This is a genomic window from uncultured Nostoc sp., assembly GCF_964245445.1.
In the GTDB taxonomy this organism is placed as follows: Bacteria; Cyanobacteriota; Cyanobacteriia; order Cyanobacteriales; family Nostocaceae; genus Nostoc.
On sequence record NZ_CAXTNE010000183.1, the window covers coordinates 1 to 16,631 of the forward strand.

Annotated in this window: 10 protein-coding genes; 5 read left to right on the forward strand and 5 right to left on the reverse strand. The window is 40.6% G+C overall.

The features are described from left to right. The 3 genes from ACFE90_RS25250 to ACFE90_RS25260 all read right to left on the reverse strand — a co-directional run. The coding region (locus ACFE90_RS25250) for a protein kinase (protein ID WP_375505195.1) at positions 1 to 767 on the reverse strand (767 nt) is incomplete at its 3' end. Positions 768 to 989: 222 nt separating this feature from the next. Then, positions 990 to 3,500, reverse strand: a complete 2,511-nt coding sequence (ptsP, locus tag ACFE90_RS25255) for a phosphoenolpyruvate--protein phosphotransferase (protein WP_375505204.1) — start codon at positions 3,498 to 3,500, stop codon at positions 990 to 992. Positions 3,501 to 3,594: 94 nt separating this feature from the next. Beyond that, entirely contained in the window at positions 3,595 to 4,791 is a 1,197-nt protein-coding gene (locus ACFE90_RS25260) for a hypothetical protein (protein ID WP_375505196.1), read from the reverse strand. A gap of 700 nt (positions 4,792 to 5,491) precedes the next feature. On the opposite strand from ACFE90_RS25260, the gene eis reads away from it, so the two are divergent. Together eis and ACFE90_RS25270 are read left to right on the forward strand one after the other, a co-directional pair. Next, positions 5,492 to 6,670, forward strand: a complete 1,179-nt coding sequence (gene eis, locus ACFE90_RS25265) for an enhanced intracellular survival protein Eis (protein WP_375505197.1) — start codon at positions 5,492 to 5,494, stop codon at positions 6,668 to 6,670. A 709-nt stretch (positions 6,671 to 7,379) separates the two neighbouring features. After that, positions 7,380 to 8,702, forward strand: a complete 1,323-nt coding sequence (locus ACFE90_RS25270) for a serine hydrolase (protein WP_375505198.1) — start codon at positions 7,380 to 7,382, stop codon at positions 8,700 to 8,702. Between the two features lie 68 nt (positions 8,703 to 8,770). On the opposite strand, the gene ACFE90_RS25275 is transcribed toward ACFE90_RS25270, so the two are convergent. Then, positions 8,771 to 10,693, reverse strand: coding sequence for a cytochrome-c peroxidase (locus ACFE90_RS25275; RefSeq protein ID WP_375505199.1), 1,923 nt, complete (start codon positions 10,691 to 10,693; stop codon positions 8,771 to 8,773). Then, positions 10,656 to 11,120, reverse strand: a complete 465-nt coding sequence (locus ACFE90_RS25280) for a hypothetical protein (protein WP_375505200.1) — start codon at positions 11,118 to 11,120, stop codon at positions 10,656 to 10,658. The genes ACFE90_RS25275 and ACFE90_RS25280 overlap by 38 nt, the downstream gene beginning before the upstream one ends. Before the next feature lie 211 nt (positions 11,121 to 11,331). Here ACFE90_RS25280 and ACFE90_RS25285 point away from each other — a divergent pair, with 211 nt between their 5' ends. The 3 genes from ACFE90_RS25285 to ACFE90_RS25295 form a co-directional block, all read left to right on the forward strand. Continuing rightward, entirely contained in the window at positions 11,332 to 12,255 is a 924-nt protein-coding gene (locus tag ACFE90_RS25285; protein WP_375505201.1) for a DMT family transporter, read from the forward strand. Positions 12,256 to 12,657: 402 nt separating this feature from the next. Further along, positions 12,658 to 14,367 (forward strand): alpha/beta hydrolase, encoded by a 1,710-nt coding sequence (locus ACFE90_RS25290; RefSeq protein WP_375505202.1) that lies wholly within the window; start codon positions 12,658 to 12,660, stop codon positions 14,365 to 14,367. A 212-nt stretch (positions 14,368 to 14,579) separates the two neighbouring features. Beyond that, a partial coding sequence (locus tag ACFE90_RS25295; RefSeq protein ID WP_375505203.1) for a GAF domain-containing protein occupies positions 14,580 to 16,631 on the forward strand: 2,052 nt, incomplete at its 3' end.

Here is a 16,631-nt window from a genome sequence, read left to right on the forward strand (position 1 = left end):
CAAAAATACTGGTTAATATTTGAGTCCTTTCTTATTATCTCTATATAATTATTAATAATATGTAAGTTATAAATATTTCCTGTAACAATTCTTCTATCTGAATAAAATATTTTCTGCGAAATTAGCAAAATAATTGCTGTTACACTCAAAGCATATACATCGAAATTAAAATTTAATTTATTTCTAAATGATCTTTTCTCAATGAATCCTCTTATTTTCCTTGCTCCACTAGTTACTACAGAATACTTTTCTATATTTAAAATAGTTATGTATTCTATATCAAAGTCAAGAAGAATTACTTTTCTATCTAGACTTAAAATAATATTACTTGGCTGAATAGCAAAATGTTTAATATTTCTTTCTTCTAAAAAAATAATTATTTGCAATAAATTATATATTAAATCATAGACAAAGTTATGTGAAATTATTATATTGGATTGTAATACATTCTCTAAAGAATAACCTTCAATCCACTCGCGGACTATATAAAATACTCCATAATGTTCAAAATAATCATAAAATGTAGAAATTCGTTCATTGGACATTCCTATTTTTTTTAAAATTTTCGTTTGCTGAATAAAAGCATCTTTAAATAAGTTATTTTTTGAATAATTATAACAATTTAAGGGCTTAATAACACATTTCTTGTATGTATGTAAATCTTCCGCTAAATAACTACAATAGAATTGTTCATCATAAGAGTTTCTAGTCTCTAATGGGTTGATGATTTTATAACGTCTATTTACAAGACTACCTACATTTAGCATAATATTTGTAGATTTTTAGGCGTTATTATATATAATATATCTAAAAGTCTTTCGAGCTATTCTTAAGTTACTTAAATTTATGATTTAAGTCTATATTTAAGTAATTAGTTAGATTTTTGTAATTAAAAAGTAAAAAAATTTGCTTTGCTGATGTATGGGTATTTTAGTGAAATGTCCATATGGTAGAACTTCTAAAGTTTGTGAACTACTGAAATTCAATATTTACGCACGGGGAGTAATTGAAGTTGAGATTAGTTCTCTAACATGCTCTGCGGAATCTTGTTGCAATGCTGATGCCACGATCGCTTCACTTTCAACTATACAAAACCTAGCGATCGCCTGTTTCACTCCAGGTATACTTTGAGGATTCACGCTCAACTCATCCAGCCCTAAACCTAATAAAATTGGTGTTGCTAAAGTATCTGCTGCCAATTCTCCACATAATCCTACCGAAATCCCCGCCGCATGGGCAGCTTGGATAGTTTGCTGCACCATTCGCAACACTGCTGGATGTAGCGCATCAACTAAATTTGCCACGCGGGGATTAGTGCGATCGCTAGCCATGACGTACTGACTCAGATCGTTAGTCCCTATACTAAAGAAGTCTACTTCAGCAGCTAACTGATCTGCGATCGCTACTGCTGAAGGAACCTCCACCATAATTCCTACTTTCATTGCTGCATCAAAGGAAATACCAGCTTGATTTAGTTCAGCCTGCACTTCACCCAAAATTACTTTAGCTGCGCGTACCTCAGTTACACTAGCAATCATCGGCAACATGATCTTAATTTGGTGTCCTACACTAGCTCTCAAAATTGCCCGTAACTGAGTTTTGAACAAATCCAAATGATCCAAACAGAAACGAATTCCCCGCCAACCTAAGAAAGGGTTAGCTTCGGAAAACCCTACTCTCAAATAAGGAAGTGGCTTATCACCACCAACATCTAAGGTACGAATAATTAGCGGACGATTATCTAAAACTTGGGCGATCGCCTGATACACTTCTAGTTGTTCTTCTTCAGTGGGGGCGCTTGTCCTATCTAGATAAAGAAACTCTGTGCGGAGTAATCCCACACCTTCTGCACCGCTAGCCACCGCAACTTGCACATCACTTATACTACCAATGTTGGCGAAAACGTTAACTTGCCGACCATTACGAGTAATTGCTGGCTGGTGTGCTGTAGCTCGTGCTTCCTGTTGGGCAGTTTGCCAAGCTTCTTGCTTTGCTGCCAGTAAATCTAGGATATGTGATTCTGGTTCTACCCAAGCTTTGCCACTTTCACCATCCAGTGCCATTAGTGTACCATCTGCCAAGTGCAACACCTGGGCATCTACTCCTAAAACTGCGGGAATACCCAATGTTCGGGCGATAATTGCGCTGTGAGAAGTGGCACTACCTGAAGTCGTACAAATACCCAACACCTTTGTCGGATCTAGTCTAGCGGTATCTGAGGGAGTTAAATCAGTCGCCACCAAAATTGCAGGTTCTTCAAGATGCAGGTTAGCAGGAGCATTCCCACCTAGTAATCGCAGCACCCTTTGCCCGACATCCACAACATCGTCAACTCGCTCTTGCAAGTAAGAATCTTCAAGTGTGCGGTAGGAAGTCGCTACTTCATCGACTACGGCTTGCCAAGCAGCTTCAGCATTTATATGGTGTTCAAAAATGCGCTCTTTAGCCGCTTCCAACAGTACTGGATCTTCTAAAAATAGTAATTGGGCATCGAAGATAGCGGCTTCAGCGTCACCAATTTGCAGAGAAGCTTGGGAAAAAACTGCTTGAATTTCTTGTTTGGCGGTGTGAATTGCTGCCTGTACTCGTTGCCACTCTATATCAGGATCATCTACGTGGTATTCCGTAATCGAAATGTGGGTGGATTGATAATGAACAACAGGTGCGATCGCTACTCCAGCAGAAGCTGCAATTCCCGAAAGTTCGCCGTGAATTGCTGGGGTAACTTCATGGTGAAATGCTGGTGGAGAATTCAAAGCAACATTATCTTCACCAAAATTATTTGCGAATAATGCCTGTAATGCCGCTAGTGCTTCATCTGCATCAGAACCAGTGGCAGTAATCAGCAATTCGTGTCCTTGACGCACCCCTAAAGTTGTGACTTGGTTAATACTGTCACCCCTGACTAGCTCAGTATTTCTCGTTAAATTCTGCACCAGAATTTGCGATTGAAACCGGGCTGCGGTTGCGACAAACTGCGCTGCAGGACGAGCGTGTAATCCTAAGCGATTGCTCACAATCAGCCGGATTTCTCGCGTTGGTGATTTTACATTAGTTGTTGTTGGGGTGACAAGTGACAAACTATTACTAACTACACCCAATTGAGTTGCTTTTGCTAAGAGTGCGCCGCGTGCTTCCGCCATGACTTGGTGAATATCTCTACCAGATGCCGCAGCCACTACAGCAGCGATCGCACCTTCTACTAGAGGTGCTTCACATAAATACACTTTTTGCTGTTGTGCTTCTGAAAAAAACTCAATTGCCATTTCCGCACTAAGCAAAGCACTACCCAAATCCATTAATACCAAAACACCATCAGCAGAGAAAACAGAAGCGATCGCTTCATAAACCTGGATGGCATCTGTCCCCAATGGGTTGTCCGGATCTTCAATACCTGCTGCAACAGCTATAGAGACTTGACCCTGAACCATTTGCGCGGCGAGTTCCCGCACACCCAAAGCTAATTGTTTACTGTGAGAAACGATAACAATTCCGATCACTGCCACACCGCCAAACTTGTTAAAAGGTTTGCGTTTAGCTAGTTATCCATTTCATTTTCCCATTCCGCACCGCTAAAAACAGTGTTTATTTTAATTACAGTTGCAACTGCCCGAAAATACTCCGGTCTTTCCAGCTAGAAATCCGAATAAAATAGCCTTCTTTTACAGAAATACGTGGTGTCCATTCATAAACTCCATCGCTAGCGGTACGGGAAAAAATGTTTTGGATAAGTTTGTTTCCATCGTACAACTTAATCGAGACATCGCCGTTAAGATTATCCCGCCACAATATTAAATAAGGCTGATCCTTTTTTGCAAGTACTTTCTTTACTGGCTGACTGATCAATATTTTTGGTGGAACCTGATTTTCAGTTTTCTTACGGAATCCTAAATAATGAGGTAAGTATCGGAAGACAGGATTTTCTTGTGAATTAGACAGTTGTGGAACGATAATATTTCCGCTCTGGTAATTAAATAAATAAGTTGATCTGCCCCCATCAACGGTAATGATATCCCCTTTAACTCCTAATTTCCGTAATAAATCGGCTGCCTCATCCAGAGTTGCTTGGTTCACCGTCATAATCAACAAAAGCTCGTCACCCTTAACACCATCTTTGTTCAGAGTCCCGATGACTTGATACTTATTCGCTTGGTTTTGGGCTAATACTTTCGCTGGATGATCGCTGTATCGGTAAGTGACGATAGCATTCTTCACTGCGTTTTGGTTGAGAGGCGAACCGCTAATCTGGTCGTAATCGGTAATGTATGCCTGCTTACTGTTCCAGACTAGAGCTTTCAGGTGAATATTATTATAGTATTTATCTTTTGGTTGCTTGATTGGGCCATAAGGGCTAGTGCCACCACTGATAACTACACCATTGAGTTTAATTGGAAAGGATAATTGAGTACTAGATTGATATTGTTCAAAAAAAGAACAATTAATCATTGAAAAAACGTTGTTTGCGTAAAGTTTCTTATATTCGTCTGTTACTTCCGAGAACAACTTATTTTTGAAAAAAGGGCTATAATGTCCACCTTCCCCTTTATAATATTTACCCTCATTTAGACCCATATTATCTACCTCTCCGGTAATTTGGTCTATTTGCATTTTGCGAAGATCAATAACTTGTAAATATGCTTCGTTACCATTTGTTAATTGTTTTTTATATAAAGCTGCCCCGTCTATAGTTTGGAGAGTCTGATAAGAAGATAGAGGGTTGAAAACTTGGGCAATCAAAAGGCTACTCAGAATCGGCAGCAGAAAAAGCAATAAATTGATTACAACATTCATAGTCTCTTGACCACAATTGCACAAAAAGTTGTCGTTACCACTTTAAGGCTAATGAGTTGCAATCACATTTACAAAACTTTAGTTAATTTCACTTAGAAAACTTTTTAGTTTGAGCTAGTAAACAGATTTATAAGTTCATTGCAATGATTGCTGCAAATGTTAAAGCGTTTCTTATACATCAAGCAACATTAGCTGCAAACGTTAAAGCGTTTGCAACAACAACTTATACATTTCTTGCAAAGACTTAATTTTTTCTTATACATGAAAGAGCATTTGTTGCAAATGTTTAAGCATTTGCTGCAACTGCTTATAGCTGACCTGCAAATACTTAAGCCTTTCTTATACATCAAGTAACATTAGCTGCAAACGTTTAAATTTTGACAACTAGTGTTTAAATAAGAGCGATTTCTACGACGGGGTACGCCTACGCTGTTTGATTAGTAGTTGGTGATGAGATCATTTCAGGCTAATTAGTTACAGTTACCACATCTGTGCAAAAATCGGAAAACCCTCTTGCTCCCAGCAAGAACAGCAAGAACTGCGGTCTTAATGATAAGTCCTTAACCAGACACGATATGATGGGTTGTTATGGTTTTTTAAAGCATATTCTTCCTGGAGAGCCGCAGCAGTTAAAACTGCCGTTCGGCTTTCCTCCACTGCCTAAAGTCAAGTGGTTTTCAGGCGTTTCGGGGATTTTCTTATGACGGCTCAATTTGAATACAGCACTCTTGCCCATCCCCAGGATATTCAGCAGCTTGGGAGTATCTTTGAGCAGTGTTTCATCAGTGGACTTGGTGGCGAGGAAGCTTACATTAATCTGGTTGGCGTAGAAAACTTCCGCATTATTCGTGAGTCAGAACAATTAGTTGGTGGATTGGCAACTCTGGATATGGGCCAGTGGTGGGGTGGTGTGCGTGTACCAATGACAGGAATTGCCGTAGTGGGCATTGCTCCAGAGTATCGCGGTTCGGGAGCTGCGATCGCTCTCATGCAGCACACCCTCAAAGAACTTTATGCTAGAGGTATACCGCTCTCTGCTCTTTATCCAGCAGTTCAAGGCTTGTATCGAAAAGTCGGGTATGAGCAGGGGGGTAGCTGGTGTAATTGGGAAGTTCCTACTAAAAGTATCCAAGTGCGAGAGCAACCCCTACCTTTGCAACCAATAGTGCCAATCAATCATCAAGTCTTTCACAAACTATATCAGCAGCAGGCGAAATTAACGCATGGATATTTAGACCGACATCCCGCAATCTGGGAGCGCTTAATCCAGCCAGATGATAAAGAAACATTTTACGCATATTTTATCGGTACAAAAGAGAAACCCGAAGGCTACATCCTTTTTAGCCAACATTCAACAGAGGATGGCACAATCCTGCGGGTAAAGGATTGGGTAATTCTCACAGTTGCGGCTGCACAAACATTCTGGTCTTTTCTTGCCAGTCATCGCTCCCAAATTGACCAGGTGCGATGGAGGAGTTCTGCAATTGATTCCTTGACATTGCTGCTACCAGAGCAAACTGCCAAACTTAAGAATACGATGCGTTGGCTGCTGCGGATAGTAGATGTAGCCAAGGCGCTGGAGATGCGGGGTTATCCATCGGGAATTGAAACTGAACTGCACCTAGACATTCAAGATAATTTGCTAGATGCAAACAATGGTAAATTCATTCTTTCTGTCGCCAATGGACGCGGTGAAATTACAAAAGGTGGAAAAGGTGAGTTGCAGCTAAATGTTCGAGAACTAGCACCAATATATACAAGTTTGTTCACACCCTACCATTTGCAAATAGCCGGAAAACTGCATGGGACAGAAACAGCTATTTCAGCAGCTACGCAAATATTTGCAGGTAGTTCTCCTTGGGTGGCTGATTTTTTTTAATGTGAAATGTTAACGAACCTCTCTTTAGTTGAACTAAAGTTCAAGTCTGTCCCTCTGCGACTGGGCGAGGGATTGCGTATTTATCCCCTTCCCATTTTATTGTCACGCTTTGTTACAGGTTAAAATTCATAGTTCTCATTTACGTGAACGCAAAACTCATGTCCCACAAGCAACTGAAGTTCCTTGCTAATAGCTCAAGTCTTCTTTTGATGACTAAATAATCCGAAAAATCTTTAGTCTACTTCAGTAGACTTTAGCTAAAAGCCAAAGAAATTCATTTCTGGGCGGGCATGGAAGCCAACAGATAAGCGATTTTTCTAAGTTGACACTAATGTGGGCTGCTGTGCCCCTACACCTGGTGATGTAAGATTGTACCGCATTTGAATGGGAACCACTATAAGGACTTTTCAAACATCCTCAAAATTCTCTCTATACAAAATATAAGTTGGAAACATAATTAATCCTTTGCTCGTCCTTCCGCTAGATTAACAATTTCTGTTGTTGTCAACTCACACCATAAATAAAACTATCAACGATTTACTTTTAATAAGTAATGATGATTTATCGTGCTTATCTAATCCCAAATATCATCTCAAAAAATAACTCAACAGGATTTATGACTTTTCTCCGGAAGTTCAGCACAATCATCAGAAAAAAATCTAAGTAAACCTGATTAGTTTCTTCTTACTTGCACACCCACATTTACAACATGAAATCACATCTACTAGCGATTGCTTTAAGCAGTTTGGTTCTAGTTGCAGGACAAGCTAAAGCCTCACAATTACAGTCTTGGTACTATGATTCTAGCCAAAATCAATTAGACTTAACTACCACTTCGGGAATAGAGCCAAAAGCTTTTTTATTAAATAATCCTAGCCGATTGGTAATTGACTTACCTGGAACTAATTTTAATTCTGATAGTGTCAAACAAAGTTTGGGGAATGCGGTGAGAGAAATTCGCCTCGGCAAACCAGACTCTCAAACCACTCGTTTTGTCATAGAATTAGCTCCTGGTTATAATGTTACCTCCCAAAATATATCAATTAAAGGAGATTCTCGTTCTCATTGGATTTTCAAATTCAATTCATTTGACCGCCAAAACCATCCTGTTGTTGGGGAAAATAGAGAAGATATCGCCATCAAATCAACAGATGCATCTACATTTGCTGGAGTTGTAAATCTTGGTCAAGAGATGATTGGCATCACTTCTCAAATTCGCACTTTATTAGCGAGTTATAAAACATTAAATCCGGGAATATTTTTCTTAGATTTAGCTACAGGAAATTATATAGATATTAATGGCGAAAAAAGATTTGCTGCTGCCAGTACAATCAAATTTCCCTTATTAGTGGCTCTTTTCCAAGAAATAGACGCTGGTAGAATTAAACTCACCGATAAATTAGTGATGCGGCGCGATTTAAAGGTTGGTGAATCTGGAACTATGCAATACAAACCCATAGGAACTAAATTTAGCGTCTTAGAAACTGCTACCTTAATGATGACAATCAGCGATAATACCGCCACAAATCTGATTCTCGATCGCTTAGGTGGTGCAGCAAAAGTTAGCCAACGTTTTCGTAGCTGGGGATTGCAAAATACAGCACTTCGGAATTTACTTCCAGACATCGCTGGCACAAATACAACTAGTTCTAAAGATTTAGTCAGATTGGCGGCGTTAGTTTCTAATAATCGTTTGTTATCCCCAACTAGCCGCAATCAAGTTTTAGGCATTATGCGCCATGTCAAAACTAATAGTTTACTACCAGCTGGTATTGGTCAAGGAGCTACGATCGCACACAAAACTGGTACATTGAGATTTATCATTGGTGATGCGGGTATAATTCAAATGCCCAACGGCAAAAGCTATTTAGCAGGTGTTTTGGTGCAAAGACCAAACTACGATCCTAAAGCTGGAGATTTTGTCCGGGAAGTTTCGAGAAGAGTCTATAATTACCTAGACAATACCAAAGTTAGCAATATACAACCGATACTTGGCGATGCCTCCGGCGGGCTACGCCTACGCACTCCTTAATAAATGTAGGGGCGTACATCTGTACGCCCCTACATATCTATCGGTATCAGCTATTTCGTGAAATGTTATTACTTCAAGAAATTTCGTATAGCACTACCGCCATTCCTACCAACAGCAGGAATTTCCAGGAAGCTATCTGTAGCTTTGCCCGTACCATCGTCGTTAACGGATGTCTGGTTACCTGGATGTCCATTAGGCACGAAAAGTTGCGGATGATCAAAAGGCGCTTTCTCATACCTAACTCGGTCATCAGTCAGTCCTTTTAAAAAGGCGACCAATTGCTGTTTTTCTTCTGGTGAGAGCTTCAGTGGGGGAAGAACTCCAAAGTCACCACCTCGATTGTAAAAATCAACCACTTGCTCTAAAGTCGCTTGACCTCCATTGTGGAAGTAGGGAGCAGTGAGTTCGACATTGCGAAGTCCAGGCGCTTTGAAAGCTCCGTTTGCAGTCACAGTTTCACTAGAATTCAACGGTGGATTGAGGACGGGGGGGTTTTCGCCAAGGAGAAGCTGAAATTTCCCTAATTGAGCCAATCGTGCCTCTGAAAGCGGATTATTCTGCACAGGGTCACTACCACCCAAACCGGGGTCGTCGGTAACAGGTCTAACGCCGATATTGAAGAAACCATTGTCTTCAGCGGGTCTTGCACCGAACGGCGCACGTTTGATTCGTCCGTCTTTAGCCACGCTGCTCACTGAAGCAGCTGTTAATTCTGATCCAACGTGACAACCAATACACAGACCTTTGCCCTGAAACAGGTCTTTGCCTAGTTGCTGCTGAGGGGTTAGGGCTGCGGTGTTTCCTGCCAAGAAGCGATCAAAGGGCGTATCGTTGGCAATGAGTGTAGACTCGTACAACTGAATTGCAAGCCCAAAGAACAGCGAGAAGTTATACTCCAACAGCGTGTACTCATTGGTTTGAGAAGAGTTATCAGCGTTGTTGACAAAAGTCCGTTTACCTTCAGCATCAACTTGGATGAGTCGATTAGAGTTCCACCACTCTGGCTTAAAGGCATCTTTAATCAGCTGATCGTAGGTTTTATCCTTAAGTCCGGGCTGAGGCGATCTACTGTCTGCACCTAAAACGCTATCTTGTGGATGCACAACCTGTTTGCCTAACGGTCTGAGGCGAGATAACTTTTGCCCCAGTACTCGGGGGAGCTTTGTACCTCTAATTGACAGAACATTTTGCAGCAGTGTGCTGATAGATTTACTGTTGCCAATTTGCGTCAAATTACCAGTAAGTTCATCAACAGAATTGAGTAGCGGACCAACCAGAGTATCAGCAATGTTATCTAGATTATCTAGCGGCAGTTTGCTGAGAGATTTGTTGTTGTCAATTCGCCCGAACTTATCACCAATTTCTTGAAAAGTGCGACCATCAGCCGACAACTCGAAGGAACTCAGTGGCGGCCCAAGTGCCTGAGAAGCCAAAGACGAATTATTCAGTCTGATTTTGACAAATTTGAGTTGATTTGGCTTTTCTGCTTTTACCACAGAGGCGTTAGGATCTCTTAAACCGAAGGGATTCACCCCATTAAAGATGTTCTGTGCCCTTCCATCCCAAAAGTTACGGAAGTTGAATGCTGAATTAATCACGGTTGGTGTGTTACGCGGCTGGACGCGGCGCACATTCGTACCTCCCACCTTAAACACCGGATCTAGCTCGTTTTTTACTTCGTCTTCCGCGCTACCAGGTTTAACATCAACAAACTTAGCATTGAAGACACCCTGAGAGGAACTGACATCATTTCGGTCAGATACAACGGTTTGAGGATCATTCGGGTTTGACAGTTTGTGGAAGGGAAAATCTCCCGGTTTAAGCTGGTAGTTTGGCCCACCACCTACATCAAAAACTGTATCCGGATTCACTGTACCATCAGCGTTAATCCGCAACAGCCCAGGAGAAATCTGATTTTTGGATCTATTGTCGGCTCCAGCATGGAAGTGACAACTAGCACAGGAGGTCTGTCCGTCGCTCCCAACCTGCATATCCCAGAAAAGAGCCTTTCCTAACTTGATTGCAGCTACTTTGTCTTTTACGAAGTCTCCAAGATTGCCAGGCTCCGGAACCGATACGCTTTTGAGCGAAGTTAGAGGCGGCGGCGTAACCTGTGCCGATACGGTATTTCCAGCTATTACTGCTGCCAGAATAATGGCAGCAATTGTTATAGTCTTTGAAAATCTTGATCTCAGGTAATTGAGCTTGCCATTCCTGAATTTCCAGTCTTGGCGTTTTATTTTTGTCACCAAAGATTTGAGCAAAAACCGACCTCTTGAGGTCAGTAACAAATAAATTGATAAGCCAGTAATAAAGGCTACTAAGCTTATTATGGGTATGATCCCCATAGATTTTTTGTAGTAAATTGACACCGAAAAAATTATACATCTTGAATAAAATTTCAAATGTAATATTCATGTAAAGTAATTAGACAATTTACAAATTTTATGTGAGCAAAAAACGCTATTAGACTATAAAGAAATTCAGTTAGGTAGGTAAAATATTCTACATTTAACTTGCATGTAGCAGGCTAATAACATGCTTTATCTACAAAAGCTTGATAAAATTTAGGTAGACAAATTCGATACGTTTTAATTTATCATCAGCCTACTTTAGGTAAAATATTTGAATGTCACTACATCAAAGTTCTGGTCGCTGGCGCTTAGGGCTAGCGTTATCGCTATTAACGGTCTTATTGTGGGGAATTTTACCTATTGCTCTAGCGATAACTCTACAAGTACTTGATGTCTATACCGTCATTTGGTTTCGCTTTTTAATATCTTTTTTACTGCTTGGTGTGTATTTAGGAATACGCGGTAAATTACCAAACTTAGAACAACTGCGTTCTGCTTCTTGGAAATTATTAGCGATCGCTACCCTCTTCTTAGGGATTAATTACTTTCTGTTCATGCAAGGTTTAGCACTAACATCGCCTGCTAACGCTGAAGTTCTCATTCAATTATCTACCCTTTTATTAGGTTTCGGAGGGTTAGTGATTTTTAAAGAACGTTATCGGCTGTATCAATGGATTGGTGTAAGTGTAATGACTTGCGGTTATCTTTTATTTTTTCGGGAACAACTAACAAATTTAATTACAGCGCATGGCACATATATACTAGGTAGTGTCTTGATTGTGCTAGGAGCTACGGCTTGGGCTATTTATGCTTTGTCACAAAAGCAGTTATTGCAGTCTTTATCTTCCCCTAGCATTATGCTGATTATTTATGGAGGCTGTGCTTTATTATTCACTCCTCTAGCCAAAATACAATCACTTTTTATACTTGATAGCTTCCATTTATTAATGCTGATTTTTTGTGCTTTGAATACTTTAATCGCTTACGGTGCTTTTGCCGAATCATTAGAACATTGGGAAGCATCACGAGTAAGTGCAGTATTAGCTTTAGCTCCTATTGTGACATTAATATCAGTTGTAGTTGTATCAGTTATTGCACCTTATTGGATACCACCAGAACACTTCACTTTTATAGCAATATTAGGAGCGGGTTTAGTAGTCACAGGTTCAGTAGCGATCGCCTTGGGAAAAGCTAATTAATAAGAATAGTTTTCAGGATTAGTACTAGGTTTTTCATCTAGTAAATTCGTGCCATCTTCAAAGCTACAACATAAATACTGAGGCAGAGCATTTTTTATTTGTTATGATTTACTAGTGAAGGCAAACTACGGGGTCAGCCTCTTATAAGATGGATACTTTAACCATCTGTGTGACTCTGTAGGATCTGATTATTAATTTGATAGCCAAGAGAAAATTCTTGAAGAAGAATTCAGAAATCAGAATTCAGGAGTCAGAATTAATTAGTAGAAGATTCTAACTACTGACTCCTAAATTCTGTTTTGATAAAATCCAGGCTAATAACTTTAAGTAAACCAAGCAGGGTGTCCGAATAACTACCAAAGCCAACACCTGATAAAACCAGACTACCGAAACAGTTGAGCGATGAATAGTTTGTTTGGTAATTGGGCCAGCACCCTGAGAAAAAATTTCCTATTGCTGGTTCTTTCAATGGTGCTGCCAACGTTTGGAATTAGCAATTCTATCTTGGCAGCAGAGCGGATTTATGCATCTTATTCAGCTTTAGAGCTTTCCATTTCAGTCACTACTTTAGAAAAGTACGCCAAAACAGGTGTAATTAACGAAGACTTGGCAGCCTATCAGCAATATCTGCCTCTTCAACAGCTTCAAGAATTGCGGCAGATTTTACTTAATCGTGTGAAAGTTAGTCCGGTAGTAGTTTCGCAACTTCTCTACACACCCCAAGGAGAGTTGTTGCTGCATCGGTTGGCGCAAATTATCAAAACCAGTCACCCAGAACCAGGATTTGGTGCTTTGCGTTCGGCGCTAATTTTAGCCTCTGGTGAATCGGAAGGCTTGACACTTTTGAATGTGTTGCGTAAATATCCCACCAGCAGTATTCGCCTTGACGTAGCGCAGACTTTGGAAATAGCTACGGAATTAGACAAACTTGTTAACCAAACCCATCGGGCGATCGCAGCAGTATCGATTGAGTCTAAAATAGAAGCTGCTACCATCAAACAACCAAATTTATCGCAATTGCCCGATTTAAAGGTTCCGGGAAAGTTTAAGTCGCAAAAATACACCCAAAAGTTTTTTGACTCAACACGCAATCGACTTTTATTAACTGATGTTTATATTCCCAATGTCCAGAATGCTGCACCCGTAATTGTAATTTCTCACGGGTTGGGTTTAGATAGCAGCAACTTTCAATATTTAGCCACGCACCTAGCTTCTTACGGATTTGCCGTCGTCGTTCCCAATCATCCTGGTAGTGATGCTAAACAATTACATTCTCTGTTGAATGGACACGCCAATGAAATAGCAGAACCAGGTGAATTTCAAGACCGACCAATGGACATAACATATATCCTGAATCAATTGGAAAAAGGTAATCAATCTGATTCACGGTTTAAAGGTCGGTTAAATCTGCAACAAGTCGGAGTATTTGGTCAATCTTTGGGAGGCTACACAGCCTTAGCCTTGGCAGGCGCTAAAATCAACTTTGAGCAACTAAAACAAGACTGTCAACCAGCAGCACTACAAAATACCTGGAATATGTCTTTAATGCTCCAGTGTCGCGCTTTAGAATTGAGCATCAGCAAGTCTGGCAAGGATTATAACCTGCGGGATGAGAGAGTGAAAGCTGCGATCGCAGTTAATCCCATTACTAGTTCTATTTTCGGCAAAGCTGGCTTAAGTCAAATCAAAACTCCAGTAATGATTGTCAGCAGTAGTGATGATACAGTTGCACCAGCTTTATCTGAGCAAATTTTACCTTTCTCCTGGTTGGCGAATTCACAAAAGTATCTCGTTATGCTTGAAGGTGGCACTCACTTTTCCACTATTGGCAATGCCAACCCCGCAAATCAACAAGTAGCATTACCTGCCGATATGATTGGCGATGCTTCCCAAGCGCGTCGTTACATGAATGTTTTAAGTTTACCTTTTTTTCAAACTTATGTTGTAGGAAGACCGCAATACACCCCCTACCTTAACGCCGCCTACACTCAAAGCATTTCTAGTAAGTCGCTTGGTTTGAGTCTCGTCAAGTCATTGAATACAACCGAATTAGCTCAATTGCTGGATATTAAAGGAGCCAAACCCGCAAAAAAAAACTCCCCAACACCATAGTCAGCTTCGGATTTTGGATGTTGGATATTGGTGTTGCATTGCTGCATGTGATGATTTTTATTTGATTTGAACAGACGTAATTAATTTATTCCGTGCAATTTATTTACGTCTTTATAAAAATGCGATCACATTCATCCTTATCGGCATATACTTTAAAGAAATGTGACATTTAATTGCGCTATTGTAAAAATCAGCTTTACATAAGTTGATTTATGAGCCAGCCTGAAAATACTACTACCCAAGCTACTGCTCTGACTAACCACGATCGCAAACCTATTCACATACCTGGCTCTATTCAACCTCATGGCGTTCTACTGGCACTCAGTACTCAGCTAGAGATACTGCAAGTTAGCAACAATACCCAAGAGCACTTGGGCAAAGAGCCAGAAGAGTTGTTCGGCAAACCATTGAGCTATTTGCTAGAAGCTCAACAAATAGAAACTGTAAAGCACTGCTTGGTAAAAAAAATTGGCAGTCCTAATGCTTTCAAAGTATCAATAAATACTTTGCATCGGCAACAAGATTTTGACGCTATTGTTCATCGCACAGAAGAGGCTGTGATTCTGGAGTTAGAACCGACTGACTCAAAATCTGAGGTGAGTTTTTTAAGCTTTCATGCTTTGGCGGGTGAAGCGATCGCTAAAATGCAAAGAACATCCAATCTAGTAGAATTTTTGCATGTAGTGGCACAAGAAGTCCAAAAAATTATCGGTTTTGATCGGGTAATGGTCTATCGATTTGACCAGTCGGGAGCGGGTTCTGTTGTTTCAGAAGTCAAACGAGAGGATTTATCACCTTATTTAGGACTCCATTATCCCGCTACAGATATTCCAGCGCAGGCTAGGGAGTTATACACGCGCTGCTTTCTCCGATTTCTCCCCGATTTAACAGCCGAACCTGTCAAGCTAGTTCCACCGGAAAATCCGGCAACACATCAGCCTCTTGACTTAAGCTACTCTCTGCTACGAAGTTTTGATTGGTGTTGTGCTGAATATCATCAAAATATGGGAGTGAAGGCGCTTTTGGTGATTTCGCTTATTCAAGAGCAGAAGCTTTGGGGATTAATATCCTGCCATCATTTAACACCAAAATATATTTCTTATGAAGTGCAGAAAATGTGCGAATTTTTGGGACAGATTGTGTCTTCTGAATTAGCGCACAAAATTAGTTATTCGGAATGGAACTATAAGGTAAAACTTAAATCACTACAAGCTGATTTTTTAGAGTCTATTTCCCAGGCAGATAATTTTATTGATGCTTTAATTAAACCTGAAATCCGCTTGCTCGATCTTGTTAGTGCCACTGGAGCGGCGGTTTGTCTGGATAATGAAATTACCCTTGTGGGAGCAACACCGAAGATTCATGAAGTTCGAGCATTAATTGAATGGGCGGATACCCAAGTTAGTGACAACCTGTTTTCCAGCGATTCTCTGCCCAAGCTTTACACAGAGGCGCTCATCTTTAAAGATACTGCTAGTGGCTTGTTGCTACTGCGGATTTCTAAAGTCCGGCGTTATTATATTCTTTGGTTTCGCCCCGAAGTTATCCAAACGGTAAACTGGGCAGGTAATCCCAACAAAACCATTCAAGCCGAGACAGATGGTAGCCTTAGCCTATCTCCACGAAAATCCTTTGAACAATGGCAAGAAACGGTTAGATTAACTTCTCTACCTTGGGAAACTTGTGAACTTGAGAGTGCGATCGCTCTGAGTAATGCGATCGTTGGTATTGTACTATCTAAGGCGGATGAGTTAGCTAAAATTAACCTAGAGTTAGAGCGCAGCAACCAAGAACTAGCATCCTTTGCTTACGCCGCTTCCCATGACCTAAAAGAGCCTTTGCGGGGAATCTATAACTTCTCAACAGTCCTGTTAGAAGACTATGCCCAAGTATTAGATGATGACGGAATTGAGTGCTTGCAAACAGTAGTTTCCTTGTCTGTACGCATGGAAACTCTTATTAATGCTCTACTGCGGTTATCGCAGTTAGGACAAGCACAACTGCGAGAGCAAGCAACAGACCTCAATGAATTAGTTACTCAAGTGATTGAAGTCTTTCGTGCTAGTCGCCAAGACTCTAGATTTGTAGATATTCGTATTCCTCGGCCTTTACCAACAGTTCAGTGTGACCGAGTTCTCGTTAATGAAGTCTTCAGTAATCTCCTGGGCAATGCGTTCAAATACAACGATAAGTCAGAGCAATGGGTTGAGATTGGCTACCTTTCTCAAGAAGAGGAGCAGGAGGCAGGGAGCAGGGGGCAGGGG

Excerpts from the sequence above, each read along its gene's own strand:
- ACFE90_RS25260 (WP_375505196.1), bottom strand. The coding sequence starts at position 4,791 with ATGAATGTTGTAATCAATTTATTGCTTTTTCTGCTGCCGATTCTGAGT.
- eis (WP_375505197.1), top strand. The coding sequence starts at position 5,492 with ATGACGGCTCAATTTGAATACAGCACTCTTGCCCATCCCCAGGATATT.
- ACFE90_RS25270 (WP_375505198.1), top strand. The coding sequence starts at position 7,380 with ATGAAATCACATCTACTAGCGATTGCTTTAAGCAGTTTGGTTCTAGTT.
- ACFE90_RS25275 (WP_375505199.1), bottom strand. The coding sequence starts at position 10,693 with ATGCAGGTTGGGAGCGACGGACAGACCTCCTGTGCTAGTTGTCACTTC.
- ACFE90_RS25280 (WP_375505200.1), bottom strand. The coding sequence starts at position 11,120 with ATGAATATTACATTTGAAATTTTATTCAAGATGTATAATTTTTTCGGT.
- ACFE90_RS25285 (WP_375505201.1), top strand. The coding sequence starts at position 11,332 with ATGTCACTACATCAAAGTTCTGGTCGCTGGCGCTTAGGGCTAGCGTTA.
- ACFE90_RS25290 (WP_375505202.1), top strand. The coding sequence starts at position 12,658 with ATGAATAGTTTGTTTGGTAATTGGGCCAGCACCCTGAGAAAAAATTTC.